19 protein-coding genes are annotated in these 22,675 nt (G+C 72.7%); 6 read left to right on the forward strand and 13 right to left on the reverse strand.

Annotated elements, in window-relative coordinates; all coding sequences use genetic code 11:
* The first annotated feature begins 316 nt into the window (after positions 1 to 316).
* On the forward strand, positions 317 to 1,369 hold the full coding sequence (locus tag KIK08_RS02310; protein ID WP_308257340.1) for a GlxA family transcriptional regulator: 1,053 nt from the start codon (positions 317 to 319) through the stop codon (positions 1,367 to 1,369).
* Positions 1,370 to 1,627: 258 nt separating this feature from the next.
* Positions 1,628 to 4,198 (forward strand): ATP-binding protein, encoded by a 2,571-nt coding sequence (locus tag KIK08_RS02315; RefSeq protein ID WP_214401270.1) that lies wholly within the window; start codon positions 1,628 to 1,630, stop codon positions 4,196 to 4,198.
* A gap of 24 nt (positions 4,199 to 4,222) precedes the next feature.
* Here KIK08_RS02315 and KIK08_RS02320 read toward each other — a convergent pair whose 3' ends face one another.
* The 3 genes from KIK08_RS02320 to KIK08_RS02330 all read right to left on the reverse strand — a co-directional run bounded on the left by KIK08_RS02320 (position 4,223) and on the right by KIK08_RS02330 (position 7,259).
* The gene (locus KIK08_RS02320; protein WP_308257341.1) at positions 4,223 to 4,690 is read right to left on the reverse strand and encodes a hypothetical protein; all 468 of its coding nucleotides are present in this window, start codon (positions 4,688 to 4,690) and stop codon (positions 4,223 to 4,225) included.
* A gap of 366 nt (positions 4,691 to 5,056) precedes the next feature.
* Complete coding sequence (locus tag KIK08_RS02325) at positions 5,057 to 6,214, reverse strand: mandelate racemase/muconate lactonizing enzyme family protein (RefSeq protein ID WP_214401271.1); 1,158 nt, start codon at positions 6,212 to 6,214, stop codon at positions 5,057 to 5,059.
* A 118-nt stretch (positions 6,215 to 6,332) separates the two neighbouring features.
* Positions 6,333 to 7,259 carry a methylenetetrahydrofolate reductase gene (locus KIK08_RS02330; protein WP_214401272.1) on the reverse strand — a complete coding sequence of 309 codons (927 nt, stop codon included), beginning with the start codon at positions 7,257 to 7,259 and terminating at the stop codon, positions 6,333 to 6,335.
* Between the two features lie 175 nt (positions 7,260 to 7,434).
* On the opposite strand from KIK08_RS02330, the gene KIK08_RS02335 reads away from it, so the two are divergent.
* The gene (locus KIK08_RS02335) at positions 7,435 to 8,268 is read left to right on the forward strand and encodes an IclR family transcriptional regulator (protein ID WP_256446077.1); all 834 of its coding nucleotides are present in this window, start codon (positions 7,435 to 7,437) and stop codon (positions 8,266 to 8,268) included.
* A 3-nt stretch (positions 8,269 to 8,271) separates the two neighbouring features.
* Here the strand turns inward: KIK08_RS02335 and KIK08_RS02340 are convergent, their stop codons facing one another.
* The 8 genes from KIK08_RS02340 to KIK08_RS02375 are packed head-to-tail and all read right to left on the reverse strand — an operon-like array spanning position 8,272 to position 17,012.
* Positions 8,272 to 9,282, reverse strand: a complete 1,011-nt coding sequence (locus tag KIK08_RS02340) for an ABC transporter ATP-binding protein (RefSeq protein ID WP_214401274.1) — start codon at positions 9,280 to 9,282, stop codon at positions 8,272 to 8,274.
* A gap of 26 nt (positions 9,283 to 9,308) precedes the next feature.
* Positions 9,309 to 10,340, reverse strand: coding sequence for an ABC transporter ATP-binding protein (locus tag KIK08_RS02345; RefSeq protein WP_214401275.1), 1,032 nt, complete (start codon positions 10,338 to 10,340; stop codon positions 9,309 to 9,311).
* Positions 10,341 to 10,377: 37 nt separating this feature from the next.
* Positions 10,378 to 11,670, reverse strand: a complete 1,293-nt coding sequence (locus KIK08_RS02350; RefSeq protein WP_214401276.1) for a CaiB/BaiF CoA transferase family protein — start codon at positions 11,668 to 11,670, stop codon at positions 10,378 to 10,380.
* Entirely contained in the window at positions 11,667 to 12,704 is a 1,038-nt protein-coding gene (locus KIK08_RS02355) for a CoA transferase (protein WP_214401277.1), read from the reverse strand. The genes KIK08_RS02350 and KIK08_RS02355 overlap by 4 nt, the downstream gene beginning before the upstream one ends.
* Complete coding sequence (locus tag KIK08_RS02360) at positions 12,701 to 13,549, reverse strand: enoyl-CoA hydratase-related protein (protein ID WP_214401278.1); 849 nt, start codon at positions 13,547 to 13,549, stop codon at positions 12,701 to 12,703. Before KIK08_RS02360 ends, KIK08_RS02355 begins: the two co-directional genes overlap by 4 nt.
* A gap of 56 nt (positions 13,550 to 13,605) precedes the next feature.
* Positions 13,606 to 14,472, reverse strand: coding sequence for an ABC transporter permease (locus tag KIK08_RS39460; protein WP_214401279.1), 867 nt, complete (start codon positions 14,470 to 14,472; stop codon positions 13,606 to 13,608).
* Positions 14,469 to 15,413: an ABC transporter permease gene (locus KIK08_RS02370; protein ID WP_214401280.1), complete on the reverse strand. Its 945-nt coding sequence runs from the start codon at positions 15,411 to 15,413 to the stop codon at positions 14,469 to 14,471. The genes KIK08_RS39460 and KIK08_RS02370 overlap by 4 nt, the downstream gene beginning before the upstream one ends.
* A complete protein-coding gene (locus KIK08_RS02375) occupies positions 15,414 to 17,012 on the reverse strand; it encodes an ABC transporter substrate-binding protein (RefSeq protein WP_214401281.1) in 1,599 nt (532 codons plus the stop codon).
* 499 nt (positions 17,013 to 17,511) lie between these two features.
* On the opposite strand from KIK08_RS02375, the gene KIK08_RS02380 reads away from it, so the two are divergent.
* Complete coding sequence (locus KIK08_RS02380) at positions 17,512 to 18,054, forward strand: hypothetical protein (protein ID WP_214401282.1); 543 nt, start codon at positions 17,512 to 17,514, stop codon at positions 18,052 to 18,054.
* A gap of 359 nt (positions 18,055 to 18,413) precedes the next feature.
* Here the strand turns inward: KIK08_RS02380 and KIK08_RS02385 are convergent, their stop codons facing one another.
* Together KIK08_RS02385 and KIK08_RS02390 are read right to left on the reverse strand one after the other, a co-directional pair.
* Entirely contained in the window at positions 18,414 to 19,010 is a 597-nt protein-coding gene (locus KIK08_RS02385; RefSeq protein ID WP_214401283.1) for a TIGR03086 family metal-binding protein, read from the reverse strand.
* 222 nt (positions 19,011 to 19,232) lie between these two features.
* The gene (locus KIK08_RS02390) at positions 19,233 to 21,548 is read right to left on the reverse strand and encodes an ATP-binding protein (protein ID WP_214401284.1); all 2,316 of its coding nucleotides are present in this window, start codon (positions 21,546 to 21,548) and stop codon (positions 19,233 to 19,235) included.
* Between the two features lie 162 nt (positions 21,549 to 21,710).
* Here KIK08_RS02390 and KIK08_RS02395 point away from each other — a divergent pair, with 162 nt between their 5' ends.
* Together KIK08_RS02395 and KIK08_RS02400 are read left to right on the forward strand one after the other, a co-directional pair.
* The gene (locus KIK08_RS02395; RefSeq protein ID WP_214401285.1) at positions 21,711 to 22,166 is read left to right on the forward strand and encodes a carboxymuconolactone decarboxylase family protein; all 456 of its coding nucleotides are present in this window, start codon (positions 21,711 to 21,713) and stop codon (positions 22,164 to 22,166) included.
* A 50-nt stretch (positions 22,167 to 22,216) separates the two neighbouring features.
* Entirely contained in the window at positions 22,217 to 22,675 is a 459-nt protein-coding gene (locus KIK08_RS02400; RefSeq protein WP_214401310.1) for an iron chaperone, read from the forward strand.

Raw genomic sequence — 22,675 nt, forward strand, 5'->3', positions numbered from 1 at the left:
GGTGGCCACGACGACGATCAGGTGGCTCCGGGGCGACGGCGGTGGCATCAGCTGCGTGGGCCCAGAAACCTCGGAATGCGAGGAATTCGCTGTCGCTTCTGTGCGAGACCGGCGAACCGGCTCCTTCGTAGCGTGATCGCGACGCGCCGGGGAACGGCGCCGGGAATCATTCCCGCGAGCAGCCGAAGTCATGCTCGACGGCACGTACGGCGACGGCGTGCTCGTCATCAACCACCCAGCGGTTCACCCGGGATGTCCGGTGGATGTCCGGTCGGTTGCCTGGCCGCGCACCGGGGCTCTGGACAGGCTCAGGGTCGTGAACGACACGGCTCACCGGTCGGACGCCCGATGCGGCCCCGTCCAGCGGATCGTCGGACTGGTCGCCGCGGAGTCGGCCTCCGAGCTCGAACTGGCGATCGTGGCCTCGGTGTTCGGCCCGGACCACTCGGTCGCACCCCGCAGCGGCGACGCCGGCCGGCGGTACGAGCTGCGGGTGTGCGCGGCGGGACCCGGCACCGTGGCGCTCCGGTCGGGATTCTCGGTGACCGCCTCCCACGGGCTCGACGGACTGGCCGAGGCCGACACCGTCGTCATCCCGAACGGCGTCCAGCTCACGGACGGGTGGGTGCAGGCCCTGCGGGACGCGCTGCACCGGGTCCACGGCCGCGGCGGGCGGATCGTCGCGTTGGGCTCGGGCGTCGTCGTGCTCGATGTCGCCGGGCTCCTCCCGGTCCGCGGCGCCACCACCCACTGGGCGGTGGCGCAGGACCGCCGCCACCGGGACCTGCGGCTCGACGCGTCCGCGCTCTACGCCCAGTCCGGCCGGGTGATCACCGCGGCCGGCGCCGCCGCGACCCTCGACCTGTGCCTCGACCTGGTCCGGCAGGACCACGGCGCCACCGTCGCCGGTGACCTCGCCCGCAGGGTCCTGGCCGCACCGCACCGGGCGGGTGGGGTCCCGCAGAACAGCCGACCGTTCGCCGCCGCCAGCAAGGGGCTCGGTGAGCTGCTGGTGTGGGCGACCGAGCGGCTCGACCAGCCGCTGTCGCTCGCCGAGCTGGCCCGGGCCGCCAACGTGAGCTCGCGGACGCTGGCCCGCCGGTTCCACGCCGCCCTGGGGACCAGCCCGGCGCGCTGGCTGCTCACCCAGCGCATCCGGCTCGCCCAGGAACTGCTGGAGACGACCGGGCACTCGATCGACCGCATCGCCAGGCTCAGCGGCCTGGGCAGCGCGAGCAACCTGCGCCGGCAGTTCATCCAGATCGCCGGGGAATCGCCGCGCGACTACCGGCGCCGGTTCCTGGCCGCGGTGCCGGACCCGACCGGCGGCCACGGCGTCGACGCCGAGCCCCACCTCGTCGGCTCATGACGATCCGGCCGGCGTTCCCGCCTCGTCCGACCCCACCGCGCGATCCGGAACCTCAGGCGGCCCCATCGGGTCGAACTGATCCGGTGTCTCCTCCCGGGACCACCGGGAGCCCGGATACGGCCATGAACCGCCCGGTTCCTGCCGCACAGCGGCGGCCCGGCACGTCGTCGGCCCCCGGCGACCGGGCGATCCACGCCCCGCCACGCTGTCGCCGCGCACGGATAGTGTCATCGGCAGCACACCTTCGGGGGGAGGGCGATGCAGTCGGAACCACCGGGCGGCGCGGATCCGTCGACCCTGCTGCGCGCGTGGCGGGAACGGGCGCTGCTCACGCAGGAGGAGCTCGCCGAGCGCGCGGGCGTGAGTGCCCGCACCATCCGCAGGCTGGAGAACGGGCCCGGCGTGCGGCCGCAGGGGGCGACGCTGCGGCGGCTCGCCGACGTCCTCGACCTGACCGACGCCGAGCGCACCGCCCTGCGCGGGGTACCGCGCGCGCGTGGCGCCGGGCCGGGTACGCCGCGGCACGTGGACGTCCTCGCCGAGCTCCGGGCCGACGCCGCGGAGCACCCGCTGGACGAGCGCGTCGCGGGTCGGCTCGTCCTCGCGCTGCACCGGGCCGGGCGGGAGGCGGAGGCGCTGCAGGCGTACCGGTCCACCCGGGATGCCCTGCGCGCGGAGCTGGGGCTGGAGCCGGGCGCCGAGCTGGAGCGGCTGCACCGGCGCATCCTCGGCGAGGAGGAGGGCACCTCGGACCGCGACGGTCCCGTCGACGTCCCCCGGCAGCTCCCGGCGGACGTGCGCACCTTCACCGGCCGCGCCCGGCAGCTCGCCCGGCTGCACGACCTGCACCGCAGCGGTGCGGCGCCCGGGAGGCCGGTCGTGGTCGCGGTGAACGGGACGGCCGGGGTGGGGAAGACGGCACTGGTGGTCCACTTCGCGCACCAGGTCGCCGACCGGTTCCCGGACGGGCAGCTCTACCTCGAACTGCGGGGACACGCGTCGGCGCCGCCGATCTCCACCCCCGAGGCGCTCGGTCAGCTGCTGCGCGGTCTCGGGTCACCGCCCGATCGCATCCCGGCGGACGAGCGGGAGCTCGCCGCCCGGTACCGCTCGGCGCTGGCCGGGAAGCGGGTGCTGGTCGTCCTGGACGACGCCCGCTCCGAGGACCAGGTGCGCCGGCTGCTGCCCGGCGGCTCCGGGAGCACGGTACTGATCACCAGCCGGCGGGAGCTCACCGCACTGGACGACGTGGCGCACGTCCGCCTCGACGTGCTCACGGTGGAGGAGGCGCACGCCCTGTTCGCCGAGCCCGTCGGAAGCGACCGGGCCGAGGTCGAGCCCGCGGCGGCGGCAGCGGTCGTCGACATGTGCGCCCGGCTGCCGCTGGCGCTGCGCCTGGCCGGCGCCCGGCTGGCCGCGCGCCCGAGCTGGACCGTCGCCGCGCTGGCCGACCGCCTCGCCGACGAGGACCGCCGCCTCGGCGAGCTCGCCGTGGGCGACCGGGCGGTCCGCGCGGGCTTCGCGGTCAGCTACCGGGCCCTCGTCGCCGGGGACGACGTCGACCGCGCCGCGGCGCGGATGTTCCGGCTCCTCGGCGCGGTGGACTGGGTCGACCTGAGCGTCCCCGCGGCCGCCGCGCTGCTCGACGCCCACCAGGACGACGCCACCGACGCGCTCGAACGTCTCGTCGACGACCGGATGGTGGACTCGCCCCGGCCGGGCCGCTACGACACGCACGACCTCCTGCGCCTGTACGCGCGCGAGCTCGCCCGGACCGACGGAGACGGCGGCGACAACGGAGACGGCGGAGACGACGCGCTGAGCCGGCTGCTGCACTGCTACCTCGACGCCGCGGGCCAGGCCAACCTCCTGATCAACCCGATCAGCCGGCACCAACCCGAGCCTTCGGACAAGGAGCTGGCGGGGCGCTTCGTCCTCGCGTCGCACGCCGAGGCGTGGGCCTGGGTCGCCGCGGAGCGCGAGAACCTCATCGCGCTCGCCCGCCAGGCGCTCGACGGTCCCGACGACACCGCTCGGCTGGCCGTCCGGCTCACGGCCGCGCTGAACCGCCCGTTCGACCTCATCGGGCACTGGAGCGACATCGTCGTGGTGCGGGAGCTCGCCGCGGCGGCCGCGCACCGACTCGGCGATGCGGTCGAGGCGGCGTTCGCCGAGACCGACATCGGCTGGACCTGCGTCCGGCTGGGCGCGGCCGACCGTGCGATGGCCGCCACCCGACGCGCTCTCGCCGTGTGGCGGGAGACCGGCGACCGGCGCAGCGAGCAGGCGTGCCTCAACATCCTCGGTTACGCACTGCGGCAGCTCGACCGGCTCCCCGAGGCCGTCGACTGCCTCACCTCCGCCTACACCATCTGCATCGAGATCGGGCACCGCTACGGCCAAGCCGCGACCCTGAACCACCTCGGGCTCATCCACCAGCGCCTGTCCCGGTTCCCCGAGGCCATCCGGTGCCACACCCGCGCCGCGCAGATCAACCGGGAGATCGAGGACCCCAGCGGTGAGGCCGTCGCCCTGGCGAACCTCGGCTGGACCAGGCACCGGGCCGGCGACCACGACGCCGCGCTGGCCCACTTCCACGAGGGCCGCGCCATCGCCCAGCGCGTCGGCGACAGCTACCAGGACGCCGAGGCCCTGTGGGGCCTGGGCGACGCCCACCACGCGCTGGGCGACCACGACCGGGCGCGGGCCTTCTGGCGCAGATCGGTCGCGCTGCTCGGCGAGATCGGAGCGCTCGACGCCGCCGAGGCCGAGGCGCTGAGCCGGCAGCCGGTACCCGGCACCCCCGCGATCATCCGGCACAACACCTGAGCGCGGGATCGGTGGGATGCCGACCTACCGGGCGTCCTCGTGCTCCGTCCGCTCGTGCGAGCCCTCGATCACCCGCCGGACGACCGCCCTGCACAGCAGCAGCGTGATGACCAGCAGGGTCACCGCGAAGAACCCGCCGATGCGGACGCGGTCGCCGAAGACGGCGTCCACGACCTCCAGGACGAGGAACTTGCTCCCGAACGCCACCGCCCACACCAGGACCGCGGCCACGATCCGGCCGAGTGGCCGCGACGCCCGGCGGAAGCGCGCCACCACGAGCTTCTTGGCGATGAGAACGACTTCGAGCACGCCCTTGAGCAGGACGGCCGTGAGCAGGGAGAGGGTGAAGGTCTCGCTGACCACCTGCGGGAGGTACTCGATGAACAGGTTGAGCACGACCACGTAGACGAAGACGTCGACCAGTGCCGCCGCGGCCCATGGCCGCGCCGGCGCGGCGGCGACGGTCGGCGTCACCGGACGGCTGTCGGTCACCGGGCCACGTCCGGTTCGATCTGACCGCGAAACTCTCCTGCCATCGGTTCTCCCGTACGAACGGCCCGCGCCCCGGACGGGGGCCGCGGGGTTGGACTGCCATGACGGACCCACCCCTCCCGAGTGGGCCGGCTGCTCCTCGCTGAAGTCCGCGCGCGCACCGCCTCCGGCTGTGGGACGGGTCGGTGTGGATGAGCTCGGTTCGCGTGCCGGTGTAGGCGTCCCCGACCCGACCGCCCGTGGTGCACACGCTAGGGACCGTCCATCTCCTTCGGCATCGTCCGCCCCGGACGATGCCGGGGGCGAGTCGACGCCGATGCGTCGGCGACGGGGATGGTGCCGTTCGGACGCGGCGCTCCCGCGCGGTCAGCCGTGGAACCCGTCGCGGGCGTTGCCGCGCAGGTACTCCAGGTCGAAGTCCAGTCCCAGACCGGGTCCCGGGGGCAGCCGCAGCCTGCCCCCGGTGTTGTCCAGCGGAGTGGTGAGGAACTGGTTGTAGCTGCTCAGGTCGTGGCGGCTGGACTCGATCCGGTAGAAGTTCGGCACCGTGGCCATCACGTGCCCGCCGGCGACCAGGTTGACCGGGCCGGCGGCGTCGTGCGGCGAGATCGGGACGTAGTAGGCCTCGGCCATGGTGGCGATCTTCTTCAGCTCGGAGATCCCACCGGTCCAGGTCACGTCCGGCATCACGAAGTCGGCCAGCCGGTTCTCCAGCACCGGGACGAAGTCCCACCGGGTGTGCAACCGCTCGCCGACCGAGATCGGAACGCGCACGCGCTCGCGCACCTGCGCGAGCGCCGGGTAGCTCTCCGGCGGCACCGGTTCCTCGTACCAGTGGATGTCACCGAGCTCGTCCAGCGCCTGGCCGAGCCGGATGGCGGTCGGCACGTCGAACCGGCCGTGCGCGTCGATGAGCAGCTCGACATCGGGGCCGGCGGTCCCCCGGACCAGCGCCGTCAGCTCCATCGCCCGCCGCTCGTCGGCCCGGCTCAGCGCGCCGTCGAGGTACCGGTCCTCGAACGGCGACACCCCGGGCCGGTGCGGGAACGGGTCGAACTTGATCCCGGTGTGGCCGGACCCGACGATCCCGCGGATCTCCTCGACGACCCCCTCGGGGGTGTCGAAGCGGCGCTGGTCGGGGTGCGTGTAGATCAGCAGGTCGTCCCGGACACGGCCGCCGAGCAGCTCGCACACCGCAAGGCCGAGGACCTTGCCGCGGATGTCCCACAGCGCGATGTCGACCGCGCTCACGACGTTCGTGCCCGCCCCACGGCTACCCATGTAGGTGAAGGCCCGGAAGACCTTGTGCCAGGTGTCCTCGATCCGTGCCGGGTCGCAGCCGACGAGCAGGTCGTTCGCCTGGCGCACCAGCGCCGCGACGCCCCGGTTCGCCGTCGGCGTCGTGGTGGTGACCTCGCCCCAGCCGCTGATCCCCTCGTCCGTGCGCACCTCCACGAACAGGTACTCGCCCCACCCGGTGCCCGCGGAACCCACCAACCACGGCACCAGCTCGGTGATCTTCATCCGGACCCCTCCCCGCTCGGGACCGAGGCTCCGCCGGCGGGGGTCGTGCGGTCAACAGTCATCTCGACGTGCGGTGAGGCGGCCGCCGGGGTGGGCACCCGGTGGGCGGCCCGCTCGGTCAGCCCAGCCGGCGGAGCTCCTGCCCGAGTCGCGCGGCCAACCGTACCGACTGCTCGATCTCGACCTGCCGGATCGAGACGCTCTCCACGTTGATCCCGAACGGCACCCCCACCCGCCGGCAGTACGCGATCAGGTCGCGGGCCATCGCCAGCGCCTGCTCGTAGGAGGCCCAGAGCGGGTCCTCCGCGTGCCGCAGGTCGTTCTGGATCCACCTCGGCACGTCGACCCCGAGCCAACCCAGGAACTCCAGGGTCTTCGTCGAGCCGACCACCGAGAAGGTGAACACGATCGGCGCCGGGGCGACGCCGCGCGCCGCGCACTCGAAGCGGTAGTCCGAGACCAGGTCCTTCGCCGCGTTGACGTCGTAGACGACCTGGGTGACGAAGAAGGAGCAGCCGGCGCCCTGCTTGGCGAGCATCCGCAGGTGCTCGTCGCCGCCACGGGAGTGGCGCTCCGGGATCGCGACCCCACCGAGAACCAGCCCCGGCCGGGTCTCGGCCCGCAGTTGCTGAGCCCGCACCAGCGACGTGGCCACCGGCTTGTCCTGTGAGGACGCCCCGACGAACACCGACGCCACCCGCTCCGGGTCCTGGGCGCCCAACCAGGACCGCAGGCCCCGTTCGGAGTACTTGCCCACCGCCCGGTAGACGACGGCCGGAACGTCCAGCGCCGCCAGGTGCCGGGCGAGGTAGTCCGCCGGGTCCATGGTCGGCAGGAACGGGAACGGCCGCTCGGCCGAGGTCCGGTCGCTCTCGTCGTCGATGTCGTAGAGCACCAGGCCGTCGAGACCCAGCGGGCGCAGGCGCTCCAACGTGACATCGGCGATCTGCTGGGCCCGCTCGGCGGTGACCTCACGTCGGGGCGGCGTCACCGCGAAGAGCAGGAGCTCACCCCCACCCTCCGCGACCCGTCGGAGAAGATCCACGCGCGGATCGTAGGACGAGGTGGGGTGTCCGACCCCCGGGGCCGAGTTCGGGCTCAGCGAACGCCTGCACCAGGAGCTGATGAACTGGTCGCCGGAACTCCGCCTCCGTCCAACGGTCGTCGCGGAGCGTCATCGTCGCGCCCCTACGCCCCGGTATATTCGTCGTCGTCACCAGATGGAAGAAGGGGCCCACCACGTGGACCAGCCGCGCAGGTCCGAACCGTCCCCTGTGCGGTCGGTCGTCCGGGCGTTGAAGCTTCTCAAGGCCGTGGGCGAAGGGGTGCGGTCGACCGGGCAACTGCAGAAGGCGGCCGATGTGCCGGGGCCCACAGCGGTGCGGCTGCTCAACTCACTGGAAAGTGAGGGCTTCGTCTCCCGTGGGGCCGACGGCTACGGCCCCGGGCCCGCGATCATCCGGATGTTCCTCGCGCTGGAGCCCGACAGCCTCGTCTGGCGCCTGATCAAGTCGGCGGTGGCCGAGCTCAACGAGCGGACGGGTGAGACCTCGCTGTTCATGGTCGAGAGCAACGGCATGCGCGAGTGCCTCGCCGTCGGTGAGACGAAGGACCAGATCCGGCGCGTGGTGCCGGTCGGCGGCCGCTTCCCCCTGCACCAGGGGGCCTCGGGGATCATGTTGCTCGCCCACGGGCTGCTGAAGAAGACCCTGCCCTCGATCACCGACGCCGACGGCAACTACGAAACGCGCTCGGGCGGACCACGTCCGGTCGCCGACCTGATCGCCGACTGCGAACGGGCCCTGCGCGACGGCGTGGTCGAGTCGGTGGGCAAGGAGTCGTGGGGGGTGGCGTCGCCGGTGCTGTCGAACGGCGCCCTGATCGGTGTGCTGTCGGTGTCCGCGCCGGCCTTCCGCTACTCCCCGGAGCGGCTGGCCGCCTTCCGGGAGGTGTGCCTCGACGTCACCACCCGCACCAACGACATGCTCGCCCGCGTCGCGTCGGGGCTCGGGTCGCCCGACGCGCCGGACGGCGACAGCCTCACGGCCTCCTGAGGCTCAGCCGGCCGCGCTCGGTTCCGCCACCGCGTCCGATGCCGCCGGGCGCAGCTCGCCCACGAAGTGGCAGGCCGCCGGATGGCCGCCGGCGCGGATGACGAGGTCCGGCTCGACGTCGGAGCACACCGGCTGGGCGAACGGGCACCGCGTGTGGAAGCGGCAGCCGGAGGGTGGAGCCGCGAGGCTGGGCAGTTCGCCGGTCATCCGCACGCGATCGCGGAGGTCGCCGGTCAGGGTCGGCACGGCCGACAGCAGCGCCCTCGTGTACGGGTGCGACCGGCCCCGCAGCACCTCGGCCGCGGTGCCCGTCTCCACCGCCCGCCCGAGGTAGAGGACCGTGGCGTCGGTCGCGCACTGGGTGACCACCGAGATGTCGTGGGTGATGAACACGAACGTCAGCCCGTGCCGCTGCTTGAGCCCCTGCAGCAGCACCAGGATCTCGTTGCGCACCGAGACGTCGAGCGCGGAGACGGCCTCGTCGAGCACGATGAGCCGCGGTTCCGCGGCGATCGCGCGGGCGATCGTCACCCGCTGGCGCTGGCCCCCGGACAGCTGCGCGGGCCGCCGGTCGGCCATGTGCGCGTCGATGCCCACCTCCGACAGCGCCTCCAGGGCTCGGCTGCGGGCCCCGTGACGCGACTCGGAGAACCGGCGGCGGGACTCCGCGACGCTGCGCCAGATCGGCCACCGCGGGTCGAGGCCCGCGGTCGGGTCCTGGAGCACGATCTGGATGCCGAGGCGGCCGGCCAGCTCGGCCGGATCCCTACCGGTGCCGATGGCCTGACCGGCGAAGGTCATCTCGCCCGCCTCGATCGGCACGAGCCCGCAGATGGCCTTGGCCAGGGACGACTTGCCGCACCCGCTCTCCCCGATGATGGCCATCGTCGCCCCGGCGGCAACGGCGAGGCTGACGCGGTCGACAGCGCGCACGGCCCGGGCACCCGCGCCGTAGCTGACGCTGACGTCGCGGAGTTCGAGGAGGACGTCGCCGTCGCCGATCTCGTGCGGCACCGGGGTCTCCGATCGCGTCCGGCGGTTCATGCGCTCGCCCCCGTCGACGTCGCGGCGATCGTCGGTCCCGGCAGTCCCCCGGCGCGCCAGCACCGCACCAGTCCCGCCGTGTCGCCGTCGATGACGTCGAGGAGCTGCTGGGGTGCCTCGCAGCCGTCGGTGGCGTACCCGCAGCGCTCGCGGAACCGGCAGCCCTGGTCGGTCGAACCCGGAGCCGGTGGGGTCCCGGGGATGCCGGGTCGGACCACCCCGAGCTCGGACGGGTCGGGCACGCAGCGCAGCAGGCCCTGGCAGTAGGGGTGCGCCGGGGCGGCGGTGAAGTCCCGGGTCCGGCGGGACTCGACGACCTGGCCGGCGTACATCGCGAGCACCCGATCGCACTGGCCGGCGACGACGCCGAGGTCGTGGGTGATGAGCAGGGTCGCGAGCCGCATGTCCCGGGCCAGCCCTTCGATGAGCTCCAGGATGCCGGCCTGCACGCTGACGTCCAGCGAGGTGGTGGGCTCGTCGGCGATGAGCAGCTCCGGATCCGACGCCAGGGCCATGGCGATCATGACCCGTTGCCGCATGCCGCCGGAGAGCTGGTAGGGGTACTGGCCGAGGCGCTCGGCCGGCTGGGGGATGCCGACCAGGTCGAGCAGCTCGCGCGCCCGGCTGCGGACCGCCGCGGCGGACAGGCCGCCGGCGTGCGCGCGGATCGCGTACCCGAGCTGCTTCCCGATGGGGAACACCGGGTTCAGCGACTCGTTGGGGTCCTGGAACACCATCCCGATCCGCGCCCCCCGGATGGCCCGCAGGTCGCGCTCGGGGAGCTGCAGGAGATCCAGCCCGCCGAACTCGACGCTGCCCTCGACGCCGAGTTCGGGCGACAGCAGCCCCGCGACGGCCAGCGCGGTCAGGGACTTGCCGCTGCCTGTCTCGCCGATGATGCCGACGGACTCGCCGGCGCTGACGCTCAGCGACACCCGGTCGACCAGCACGACGCCCGGATCCCGCTTCACGAAGACGCGGAGGTCCCGGACCTCGAGCACCGGCTCGCCGGTCGATCCGGTCTTCATCGATCGCCCACCCTCCCGCACCATGCCCCGGTCACACCTAGCTCGCCGGCCGGTCGGCCACCGCACCCGACGCCCGCAGTTCCGCGACCCGCTCGGCGCCGAACCCCAGTACTTCGCGCAGCACGTGGTCGTTGTGCTCCCCGAAGCGCGGCGCCGCGCGGCGCACGGCGCCGGGTGTGCGCTCGAGCCGGTAGGCGAGACCCGGGTAGTCGTGCGTGCCCGCCTCGGGGTGGTCGAGGGTGGCCAGGAACCCGATCTCGCGCAGGCCGGGGCAGCCCCAGATGTCGGCACCGTTCTGCACCGGTGCCGCCGGCACACCGGCGCGCTGCAGGCGCTGCGCGACGGCCGACTTGTCCTGCCCGGACGTCCACGCGCCGATCACGTCGGCCAGGTCGTCCTGGTTCTGCCAGCGGACGTCGGACGTGGCGAAGCGGGGGTCGTCGACGAGCCCGTCGCGGCCGATCTCCGCGCACAGGCCCCGCCACTGGTCGTCGTCGAACACCGCGATCGCGACCCACTCGTCGGTTCCGGCGCACGGGTAGGCGTCGTGCGGTGCCGCGTCCCGGACCCGGTTGCCGCGCGGCTCCCACGGTTCGCCGCCCTCGGCGGCGGCGATGAGCTCGTCGCCGATCCAGTGCATCGCCGCCTCGGTCTGGGCGACCTCGATGCGCTGTCCGACGCCGGTGCGCTCCCGGTCCACCAGCGCGGTGAGCACGGCGGCCGCCCCGTGCAGGCCACCGATCGGGTCCATGTAGGCCGTGCCCGTGGGCACCGGCTTCCCGTCGCCGTAGCCCATGAGTCCGGTCATGCCGCAGGCCGCTTCCATGGTCATGCCCATCCCGACGTGGTGGGTCATCGGGCCGCCGGAGCCGAACGCCGGCATCTCCACGGTGATGATGCGCGGGTTGATCGCCGACAGCCGGTCGTGGCCCAGGCCCAGCCGGTCGAGCACGCCGGGCGAGAAGTTGGCGATCACGACGTCGGACGTCTCGGCCAGCGCGTACACGACGTCCGTCGCGCCGGGCTTCTTGAGGTTCAGCGCCACCGACAGCTTGTCGTGGTTCTGGGTGTTGAAGTAGCTGTTGCGGTTGTAGGGCCGCTCCCCCGGGACCAGGTCCGGGAAGCGTTCGGGCGCGGCGCCGTGCACCGAGCCGCGCCAGGAGTCCATCGTGACCGGCGACTCGATCTTGATGACCGTCGCGCCGAGGAAGGCCAGCGACCTGGTGGTCATCGGCCCGGCCCACGCCGAGGTGAAGTCGACGACCTGGACGCCGGCGAGCGGGCCGGCGATGTCCTGCGGTGTCGGGGATCCGCTCGCGAGCTCGCTCATGACGCCACGACCGAGCGGAAGACCGGACCGAGCGATGTGCGCCCGTTGTCGTGCACCACCATCCCCCGCACCCGCACCTGCTCGGAGCGCAGCAGGTCGGCCATGGAGTGGACCTTCTCGATGCTCACCTTGCGCCGCTGGCCGCGGTCGACGAGCTCGTCGGCGGTGAACCGGGCAGCGGCGGCGGCGAGGATGTCGCTGGCCAGGTGCCAGTTGGCGCCGCGCACGACCGGGTCGACGAACCGCGGGTCGGTCAGCAGCTCGGGCACGTCGAACGTCTCGCAGAGCCCGTCGAAGTGCCGCAGCGCGAACAGGATGACCCAGGCGTCGCGGCACTTCAGGATGGAGAGCATGCCCGGGTAGCGCCGGCGGGTGGTGAACGTCCGGTTGTAGGCGTACTGGGTGACGAAGTTCTGCGCCATCGCCGCGGACGACTCCAGCACCGTCGTGCGGGTCCGCTGCCCCCGACCGCTCCTCCCCCGCTCCAGCAGCGCGCTGGTCACCGTGATGTACGCGGAGACCCCGGCCGCGAAGTACGCCCGGTGCCCCACGCCGTAGAGGGGCTGGCGGTCCGGCGAGCCGGTGACGTACATGACGCCGCTGAGCGCCTGGTGGATCATCTCGCTGCCCGACCAGCCCGCCCACCGGCCCGCCGTGGGGAAGTCGGTGATCCGGCACACGACCGCGCGCTCGGCGAGCGGACCCGGGTCGAGCCAATCCTCGGCCCGCTGGTCGTACAGGACGACGTCCGCGGCCTCGACGATCCCGCGCGCCGCGCGCCGGCCGGTGTCGGTCGCGACATCGACCGGCACCGACCGCTTCCCCGCGTTCAGGTGGCGGAACAGCGGCGACGCCGCATCTTCCGGCCCATCCGCGCGCCCGCCGGGCGGGCCCCACCGCCGTACCGGCGAGCCGCCGACGGGCTCGACCATCGTGACGTCCGCGCCGTGCGACCCCAGGAGCTTGGCGCAGTAGTTCCCGGCGATCGAGCCCGTCGCGTCGACCACCGAGAGCCCGCTGAAGGCGTCCTTCACCGCCGACCCTTCAGCCGGTCGAACGCGCGTTGGGCCCGCGGGCGCCGCGGTCGACCGGTCGCGTCGCTGGTCATGCCGTCCTCGCCGACCTGGGCCCGCTCGGCCTCCGACAGCATGGACCAGCGCAGGAAGGAGGTCTCGATGCTCGACCGGAAGCCGCGGACGTCGTCGACCGCGTTGATCGCCTCCTTGGTCATCTCCAGGCGCAGCAGGTCGGTCTCGGCGAAGCGGTGGGCCAGCTCCAGCACGTGGTCCTCCAGCTCCGCCCTGGGCACGACCCGGTTGACGAAGCCGATCTCGTGCGCTTCCTGGGCGCTGACGAACCGGCCCTCGAAGAGGATCTCCTTGACCTTGCGTGTGTTGACGTCCCACGGCATCGAGAAGTACTGGACGAACTCCGGCAGGAACGTGGTGTCGTCGGCGGCCACGATGACGTCCATGGCCGAGGCGACCAGCCACCCGGCGAAGATGGTGTACCCGTGCACCGCCGCGATGGTCGGCTTGCGGAAGTCCCGCCAGCGCATGGTGTTGGCCACGTTGAACTCGTGCATGCGCCGGAGCCGTCCGCGCGCATCGGTGGGGAACCCACGCAGTTCGCGGTCGCGCAGCTCCTCGGGAGTACCCAGGTCGTGGCCCGCGGAGAAGTGGTCGCCCACGCCGGTGAACACGACGACGCTCACCGAGTCGTCGTCCTGGCAGCGGGCGAAGGCGTCGTCGAGCTCCTCGCGCAGGATCCTGGACTGGGCGTTGCGGTACTGCGGCCGGTTCATCCTGATGATGGCCACCTTGTCGACCCGCTCGAGCACGATCTGGGTGTAGTCAGCAGTACCGGAACGGTCGGTCATCTGTTCGTCAGCCCTCTTCAGTGGGTCGCTTCGGTCCAGGTGGTGGGTTGCGCCGCTCAAAGCCGGTCCCTGATCGCGTCGCCGACGCGGTAGACGGCCAGCACGGTGAGCATGATCGTGACGCCCGGCGCCAGGGTGGCGGCGGGATCGACGAGGATGTAGGTGAACGCCTGCGAGAGATCGGCGCCCCAGCTGGGCTCGGGGATCTGCACGCCGAGGCCGAGGAAGTCCAGCCCGGCCTGGGCGAGTACGGCGATGCCGGCGTAGATCGTCACCTGCACGGCGAGTGGTTCCAACGAGTTGGGCAGGATGTGGCGCACCAGGCGACTCCCCGACGAGCAGCCGTACATCCTGGTGATCTGCACGTAGTCCTTGTGCAGCTCGCCGATCACGCCGGCGCGCACCAGCCGGGCGATGCTCGGGGAGATGGCGAGCCCGAACGCCGCCATCGAGGTGACGATGCCGGCGCCGATCGACCCGGTGATCGCGATCGCGAAGACGAGCGACGGGAACACGAGCACCGTGTCGGCGAGCCGCATGAGGGCGGAGTCGAGCCAGCCCCCGTAGTAGCCGGCGAGCAGTCCCCACGGCACGCCGAGCGCGCAGCTCACGACGACCGCGACCACGGCTCCGATCAGGGCAGGGCGCGCGCCGTGCAGCAGCCGGCTGAGCACGTCGCGTCCGAGGTAGTCGGTGCCGAGCAGGTGCTCGATCGTCGGTCCGCTGAGCCGGTCTTCGAGGTCCTGCGCGCTGGGCACGAAGGGTGCGATCCAGGTCGCGGCCACGGCCACCACGACGAGGAGGGCGAGGAACCCGATCGCCAGCGCCAGCCCGACGCTCCGGCGCCGACCGGTCCTGCCCGCCCTGGTGCCGCGCGGCGCCAGCAGGCGGTCGACGCCCCCCGCGGCCGGTCCCACGCTCACGAGCGCCGCGTCCTCGGGTCGAGCAGGCCGTAGGAGACGTCGACGAGCAGGGTGATGACCAGGATCAGGCCGATCAGCACGACCATGACCCCCTGGGTCACCGGGTAGTCCTTGGACAGCGCGCTGTCGATCAGCAGGCTGCCCATGCCCGGCAGCACGAAGACCCTCTCGACCAGCACACTCCCCCCGATGAGGGTGCCGGCGACGAGCCCCATGACCGTGACGACCGGGATCAGCGAGTTGCGCACCGCCAGCTTCAGGTAGATGTCGCCGGGCCGGACGCCGGCGGCGCGGGCCGCGAGCACGTACGTGGAGTCCAGCGCCCGGATCATCCCGCTGCGCGCCTGGCGGGTGAGGATCGCGGCGCCGGAGGTCGCCAGCACCGCGGCCGGCATGATCACGCTCTCCAGGTTGGCGCCGAGACCGTCGGACAGCGGCTCGAAGCCGCCGGAGGGCAACCAGCCCAGCTGCAGGGCGAAGAGGTAGATCGCGATCATCGCCAACCAGAACTCCGGCACCGCGATCCCGAGCCCGGAGGCGTTGCGGATCGACTCGTCGAGGACCGAGCGCCGCCGCACGGCGGACACGACGCCCAGCGGCACACCGACCACCGTGGCGATCACCAGCGCGAGCCCGGCGATCTCCAGCGTCACCGGGGCGGCGCGGGCGAGCGTCTCGGTGACGGGGGCGCGGTCGATGAAGGACGTGCCGAGGTCGCCGGTGACCGCGTTCGTGAGCCAGGTCCAGTACTGCAGCGCGATCGGCTCGTCGAGCCCGAGTTCGGACTCGATCTGCGCGATCGACTCCGGCGAGGCGTCCGGCCCGGCGATCGTGGTGGCCGGGCCGCCCGGGGTGAGCTGCAGCAGGGCGAAGGTCACGATCGTGGCCAGCAGCGCCGTCGGCACGAGCTGGGCGAGGCGGCGGCCGATGATCCGCAGCATCTACGGCGCCTTCGCCGCTGCCGGCTTCAGCCCGGCCAGGATGACCTTGCCCTGCAGGTCGATCACCTGGCCGTCGACGCGCGCGTCCTTGACCGTGATGGTCGGGCTGAAGTAGAGCCCGACCATCGGCGCCTCCTCCAGGAACGCCTCGTTGATCTCGGTGTACTTCGCCTTCTGCTGCTCGGCGTCGGAGATCGACAGGATCTCGGTGAGCCGCTCGTCGATGACCGGGCTGATCGGCCGGCCGCCGTTCATGTTGTTGGCCCCGCCGCCGGACCAGGCCTCGGAGTAGGTGAACCACGGGTCGACCCGACCGGTGTGGCCGGTCAGCATGAGCGACCAGTCACCCTTGTAGAACTGGTCGATGCAGCCCTGGCCGGGCACCTGGGTGACGTCGAGGGTGATCCCCACCCGGGCCACCTGCTCGCTCAGGATCTGGATCTCCTTGAGGTTCTCCGGGGTCGAGCTCGACGGGCACACCTGGATGGACAGCCCGCCGGCGTGCCCCGCCTCGGCGAGCAACTCCTTGGCGCGTGCCGGGTCGTGCGGGTAGCCGTAGGTGCCCGTGCCGTAGGCGTAGTAGTCGGGCGGCACCGGCACCGTGGCCTCGACGACGTCCAGGTCGCCGAGCGCGGCCTTCCCGAGCGACTGGCGGTCGATGGCCAGGTTGAGCGCCTGGCGCACCCGCTTGTCGTCGAGCGGGGGCTTGTCCTGGTTGACCCGCAGGAAGCGGAAGGCCAGCGTCTGCTGGGTCGTCACGTCCAGGTTCGGCATCGCCTCGATCACCGGCAGCTGCTCGGCGCTGACCGGGTAGGCGTACTGGACCTGACCGGAGGTCAGGGCGCTGATCATCGCGCCCTCGTCCTCGAAGAACCGCACGTCGATGGTGTCGTAGCCGGGCTCACCGCGCCAGTACTCCTGGTTGGCCGCGAACTCCAGGCTGACCTTCTTGGTCCAGCTCTTCACCCCGTAGGCGCCGGCACCGACGGGGTTGTCGGCGATCGTGTCCCCGAACTTCTCGATCGCCGCCGGCGAGATGATCATTCCGGCGCGGTCGGCGAGCAGTGCCGGCAGCGTCGAGTAGGCGCTCTTCAGGGTCAGCACGACGGTGCTCGGGTCCTCCACCGTGATGGCGGTGACCGGGTCGAGGTCCTTCCGCACGCCCGCGCCCTTGTAGTACTCCAGGCTCGCCTTGACCGCCGCGGCGTCCAGCGTCGTGCCGTCCTGGAACTTCACGCCCTGGCGGAGCTTCATGACGAACTCCAGCTGGTCCGGGCCGCGGAACTCGTAGGACTCGGCGAGACCGGGCGCGGGGAGCAGGGTCGCGGGGTCGTAGGAGATGAGGGTGTCGTAGATCGCCTTGAGGTAGGAGTACTCGGTACCCGCCCGGCCGGTCGCCGGATCGAGGTTGAGCGGCGTGTCCAACGATCCGACGGCCAGGGTGCCGCCCTGCTCGGCCCCGGGGTCGGTATCGCCTCCGGCCCCGCAGCCGGCCAGCACGAGGCAGGCGACGGCGATCAGCGACGTGCACTTGATGACGAGCTTGAAGCGAGCGGTCGACACGTTGTTCCCGTCGTCGAAGGGAGTCTGAAGCAGCACTGCGTCCGAGAGACCTTCGATGTCCATCAGATGGACTTGCAGATTCATAGCATGAACATGTTGTCTATCGCAACGATGTGCTCGTCCCTCGCCGGCCGCGGTCGGGAGTTCCCGCGACGGCCACCTCTGCGGCGGTCCGGGCCGTGCGTCCAGCGCGGCCGGCCCGCCGAACGCGTGCGCCAGGCGCGCGCACCGGGCCGTACCGACGCGGACCCGTTCACAGCCGGATGATCACCGCCAGGTGATCGACGCGATCCCGTGGGACGACTCCGTCGGCACCGGGCCGGAAAGGGCGCCGTCACCGATCGGGTCGAAGACCTCGCCGTCGACGGTCAAGCCCCTCGGACGATCCCGGGGTGGACCGGCCGGGTGGTCGATCTGCGCACAGCCGGACCGCACGACACGACCGGGTGACGACCGGCTACTGTGTGCGACCCTCCGACGGGTCGCCGAGGGGCGGCTCGCCGGACGACCCACAGGACATCGTCAGGGGGGAACCATGGCCGAGATCGACGAGGTACCGCTGCCCGTGCTGGACGCAGCCAGGGAACGGCAGCTCGGTGAGCTCGTCATCGCGGCCGACGGCATGGACAACAAGCTGGAGGGCGGGTGCCTGATCGTCCTCGCCGTGCTGGCGGCCGGCATCAGCGCGGCTGCCCTCCTGCTGGGAACGGCGATCCCCTTCCTGGACCTGCGCATGATGCTCGCCATCGGCATCGCCATGGCGGTGCTGGCGGTCCTCGGCGTGGTGCGGGGCGTGCTCAGCATGCTCGCCAGCCGGCCGGCGTACTTCCTGTTCACCGGAGGACTGGTGCAGCGCAAGGGCCGCGGGCAGTGGGCCGTCGCCTGGCCCGACGTCCGGACGATCACCGTGCGGTCCAGCAGCATCGGCGAGATCGTGACCCGCACGGGCTTCCAGCTGAAGCTCGCCGACGGGAAGTCCCGCCCCGTCCGGATCGGCGACCACCTGCCCGACCAGAAGGCCTTCACCGCCGCGTTCGAGCAGGCGGTCGGTGAGGCCGGGTTGCCTGTCGTGGGTTGAGTGGCGGGTGACCAACCCTCGCTCCATGATCAGAACGACGTCCAGGCTGTCGCTCAAGCTCGGACGACCCTGATGACCTCGGACGGCCTGATGACACTGCGACCTGCCGCCGGTGCAGCTGGTCGTGATCGCCGCTCCCGACCCGGCGACACCGTCGCGGTGCTCGGCGTGGGCGGATTGGAGCACATGATGGTGCAGTTCGCCGCGGCCACAGGCACCGCTATGTCGCCCTGGGCGACTTCTCAACCACTCACACCGTGCAGCCGATCATCGGCGCCCGGACCGTAAAGACACGCGGCGGGCCCCGCTGCGTTGCTTTCCGGGACGGAGGCAACGCAGCCGCCGGGGTGCCACGGTGATCAGGCGGTCCAGTCGGGACGGCGGCCGAGGTAGCGCAGCAACTCGGCGACGTCGTCATCGCCGGCCTGCGCATCCAGCGCCGGCGCGTACGCGCCGAAGTCCCGCAGCGGCTCGACGATCCGTCTGGCCACGTCCATCAGCTCCCGAGCGAGTCCCGGTGTGAGCGGCGAGGGCTGGCCGGTCGCGAGGGCGATGTCCCAGGCGTGCACCGCCGCGTCCAGCGCGCAGGCACCGACCCCGACCGGGGCGGGCAGCGTGCCGGGCGGAACCGGGACCGGCACCTCCTGGACGTCCTTGCCGATCGTCGCCCAGGCCGCGGCCGAGGCCTTCATCGCCTCCTCCGCCACAGCCAGCGGCGAGCCTTCGAGCGTGCCGGAGGGAGTGAACGGGTCCTCGGACGGCCACGGCCCTCCCGTGATCGCCGCGGCGAAACCGACCTGGTCACCCGCGGCGTGCTGGAGCACCTGGGTGACGTTCCACTGCGCGCACGGGGTCGGCCGGTTCCAGTCCTCGGCGGCGACGCCACGAACGGCGGTGCGCAGCGCCTCGTGCGCCTCGCTCAGCGTGGTCCACGTGGTCACCGTGTTCTCGCTCATGGCTACCCCCGTCTCGGGCCGGAACCACCGCCGCCTCTGCGGAGCGGGTCGCCGACGCTCCCAGCGTAGCAGAACGGAACACTCTATTCCGATACTCGGGGTCGACGGCTCGGCGCGCCATGAGTGTTCGCGAGGGCCGCGTCCTCGGAGGGCCGACCGAAGTCGCGGACCGCGGCCACGGTCGGCAGCAGCGTCGAGGTCGCCCTCACGACGGCGGTCGGTTCAGGCGAGCCCGCCGCGCCCGGTGAGGCCGACGACCGGGACGGCGGCTCGTGCGGGCCGTGGGCCGCTCCCGCTCTCCGCCACGACCTCGCGCGCCGCGCGAGCGAGCTCCTCGTCGTGCGGCCGGTCCAGCTTCCGCGCGAGCTCGATGGTCCGGTCGAGCAGTGCCAGCGCCTCGTCGGAGCGCCCCGCCGCCCGGTACGTCGCGGCGCAGGCGTGCAGAAGATCGATCTCCAGCTGCACCTCGGCCAGCGGTTCCAGCAGCTCGAAGGCCCGGCGGTGGTGGTCGAGGGCCTCCTCGGGTGAGCCCATGATCCGCAGCGCGACGCCGAGGTGGTTGTGGCACCAGGCCTCGTTGTGCCGCAGGCCGTTCTGCTCGGACAGTCGCAAGGCGTCGTGCAGCGCCTGCAGCGACTCCGTCCGGTCGTGCGATGCCAGGGCTAGACCGAGGGTCACCAGCCCCGTGACCCGGGCCGGCCCCTCGGCCAGTGCGAGAGACGCTCTGGCGAGTTCGACGGCTTCGCCGCGCCGCCCGAGGTGGAGCGTGACCCATCCGTCGAAGGCCAGAGCCTGGGACCGGCCGGTGCGGTGCCCGATCTCCTCGAACAGCTCATGTGCCCGCCGGAAGTGCACCTGCGCCGCCTCGAGATCGCCGAGATCCCGGCGCACGAAGCCGATGCGCAGCGCCAGGCCGGCTGCCAGGTCGGTGTCGATCGGCCCGGACTGCTCGGCCAGCTCGTAGGCGGTGAGCGCCTCGGTGAGGCGGCCGGCGGTGGCCCGGGCGTAGCCGAGGTCCGCCAGCAGTGACGCCCGCTGCTGGCCGCGGCCCAGACGCGCCGCGGCGGCCGCGGCGGCCGCGAGCAGGCGGGCCTGGTCGTCGGTTCCGCGGTGCCGGAAGAACCAGACCCGCATGGCCTGCGGCAGCTCGGCCACCACCTCGTCCTCGCCCAGCCGAACGGCAGCGTCGAAGCAGGCGACCAGGTTGACGTACTCGAGGTCGAACCAGGCCATCGCCGTCGCCGGATCGCCCGGCGCGGGTTCCCGGCGGTCCGGCGACGGCAGCGTCCGATCATGGGCGACGGCCTGCACCAGGTAGTGGCGCAGGACCCGGCGCAGAGCGGTTTCGGCATGCGGCTCGTCGGCCGCGGCGACGGCGGCCGCGTACTGCCGGATCAGGTCGTGCATCCGGTACCGCTGCGGCGTGAGCTCCTGGACCAGGTGCGCGTCGACCAGCTCCTCCAGCACCGCGCCGACCCGATCGGGTGGCAGGTCGGCGAGCGCGCCCACCACCGCGGCGTCGAAGTCGACGCCCGGCAGCACGCCCAGCAGCCGGAACACGCGGCGCTGGGCCGCGTCGAGCTGCTGGAGCGACATGCCGAACACCGAGTCGAAGCGGTCGGCGGTGTCGTGCAACCGCTCGGCCAGCACCGCGACCGTCCAGCCCGGGCGGTGGCGCAGCCGTGCTCCCGCCATCCGGAGCGCCAACGGGAGGCCGCCGCACCGCCGCAGTACCCGCTCGACCGCTTCCTCCCCGGTCAACGTTAGCCCGGCCGCCCGGCCGAACAGCTGCGCCGCGTCGTCGTCGGCCAGTGGGTGCAGGGACACCGGCGGTACCCCGTCGAGGCTGATCAGCCGGTGCCGGCTGGTGATCAGGACCGCGGACCTCCCCGCGCCGGGGAGCAGCGGGCGCACCTGGTCCGCGTCGACGGCGTTGTCGAGCACAACGAGCGCCCGCCGCCGCGACAGCTCCGACCGCCACAGTGCCGCGCGGTCGGCGGCATCGGCCGGTGGGTGCGTGACGCCCAACGCGCCCAGCAGCCGGCCCAGCGCGGCCTGCGGCTCCAGTGGCGTCCGGCCCGGGGTGAAGCCGTGCAGGTCGAGGTAGAGCCCGCCGTCGGGGAAGGCCGGGGCGAGCCGGTGGGCCACGTGCACCGCCAGGCTGCTCTTGCCCACCCCCGCCATGCCGTCGACCGCGACCGCGCCCGCGGTCCGCAGCAGGTTCTCGACCAGCGCGGACTCCGCCTCCCGGCCGGTGAAGTCGAGCAGGTCGGCCGGCAGGTCGTTGCGGCGCGGGGCGGGCGCCGCGCCGGCCCTGGCCGCCTCGGCCCACATCACCCGCAGCGGCCGGGGATCACGGCCGACGACCCGGCACAGCGCGACGACGGCCTCCCAGGGCGGCACGAGCCGACCGGTCAGGTACCGGGACAGCGAGGAGCTGCTCAGCCCCGCCTCGCGGGCGAGGGTGCGCAGGCTGGACCCGCTCAGTTCCTTGATCCGGACGAGCTGAGCCACCAGCCGGTCCTGGGGCCCCGACACGGGCACACCGTACCCGTCCCGCCCCACGGGAACGGGACGCAGACGTGTTCGCGCAGCTGGCGGGGGTTCCCGTGTCCCACGGTGTCCCACGGGAGGTGGGAATCCCGACCCGCCGATGGTCGGATCGCACCTGTCGGAAACACCGTCGGCGAAGGAGGAACGATGTCGACCGAACGCATGTCGAACCCGGCGGTCCTGGTCCCCGGGGCGCTGGAGGCACTGACGGCGCTCGACGCGGCCGCCGCCGGCGCCGGCGTGGACGGCAGGCTTCTGGCGCTGATCCACCTGCGGGCCAGCCAGATCAACGGCTGCGGCCCGTGCGTGGCCGGGGGTGTCCACCGGGCCCGCCAGCACGGCGCGACCGCGGACCAGGTGCACGCCGTCGCCGCGTGGCGGGAGACGCCCTGGTTCAGCGACGAGGAGCGCGCCGCGCTGGCCCTGACCGAGGCCGTGACCCGGCTGGCGGACCGGCCGGACCCGGTGCCGGACGAGCTGTGGGACGTGGCCGCCACGTACTTCGACCAGAAGGAGCTGGCCGCGCTGCTGCTCGGCATCGCGATCACCAACGCCGTCAACCGGCTCGACGCGCCGACCCGCCAGCAGGCGGGCCCGAGGTGACGGTCTCGACCCGGACCGGATCAATCGATCAACGACGAGAGGACCCCGCCATGTCGACCACGACGAAGACAACCGCCACGACCAGCGAGAAGCACGACGGCTTCACCGACGATGAGCGTGCTGCGATGAAGGAGCGCGCGAAGGAGCTGAAGACCCGCACCCGGCGCGACACCGAGGCCAACCCCGAGAGCGACGTGCTCGCCAAGATCGCCGAGTTGTCGGACTCCGACCGCGTGATCGCCGAGCGACTGCACGCCATCATCAGGGCCCATGCGCCGAGCCTCACGCCGAAGCTGTGGTACGGGATGCCCGCCTACGCCAGCGACGGCAAGGTGGTCTGCTTCTTCCAGAGCGCGGCGAAGTTCAAGGCGCGGTACGCGACGCTCGGCTTCAGCGACGAGGCGAACCTCGACGAGGGCACCATGTGGCCGGCCGCGTTCGCGCTGACCGAGCTGACCCCCGACGTCGAGGCGCGCATCGGCGCGCTGGTCGAGCGGGCGGTGAGCTGA

This window comes from Pseudonocardia lacus, assembly GCF_018531445.1.
Classification (GTDB): Bacteria; Actinomycetota; Actinomycetes; order Mycobacteriales; family Pseudonocardiaceae; genus Pseudonocardia; species Pseudonocardia lacus.

Bases quoted from the DNA above. Each gene is read 5' to 3' on its own strand.
- KIK08_RS02315 (WP_214401270.1), top strand. From the start codon at position 1,628: ATGCAGTCGGAACCACCGGGCGGCGCGGATCCGTCGACCCTGCTGCGC.
- KIK08_RS02325 (WP_214401271.1), bottom strand. From the start codon at position 6,214: ATGAAGATCACCGAGCTGGTGCCGTGGTTGGTGGGTTCCGCGGGCACC.
- KIK08_RS02335 (WP_256446077.1), top strand. From the start codon at position 7,435: ATGGAAGAAGGGGCCCACCACGTGGACCAGCCGCGCAGGTCCGAACCG.
- KIK08_RS02345 (WP_214401275.1), bottom strand. From the start codon at position 10,340: ATGAAGACCGGATCGACCGGCGAGCCGGTGCTCGAGGTCCGGGACCTC.
- KIK08_RS02350 (WP_214401276.1), bottom strand. From the start codon at position 11,670: ATGAGCGAGCTCGCGAGCGGATCCCCGACACCGCAGGACATCGCCGGC.
- KIK08_RS02360 (WP_214401278.1), bottom strand. From the start codon at position 13,549: ATGACCGACCGTTCCGGTACTGCTGACTACACCCAGATCGTGCTCGAG.
- KIK08_RS02370 (WP_214401280.1), bottom strand. From the start codon at position 15,413: ATGCTGCGGATCATCGGCCGCCGCCTCGCCCAGCTCGTGCCGACGGCG.
- KIK08_RS02380 (WP_214401282.1), top strand. From the start codon at position 17,512: ATGGCCGAGATCGACGAGGTACCGCTGCCCGTGCTGGACGCAGCCAGG.
- KIK08_RS02385 (WP_214401283.1), bottom strand. From the start codon at position 19,010: ATGAGCGAGAACACGGTGACCACGTGGACCACGCTGAGCGAGGCGCAC.
- KIK08_RS02395 (WP_214401285.1), top strand. From the start codon at position 21,711: ATGTCGACCGAACGCATGTCGAACCCGGCGGTCCTGGTCCCCGGGGCG.
- KIK08_RS02400 (WP_214401310.1), top strand. From the start codon at position 22,217: ATGTCGACCACGACGAAGACAACCGCCACGACCAGCGAGAAGCACGAC.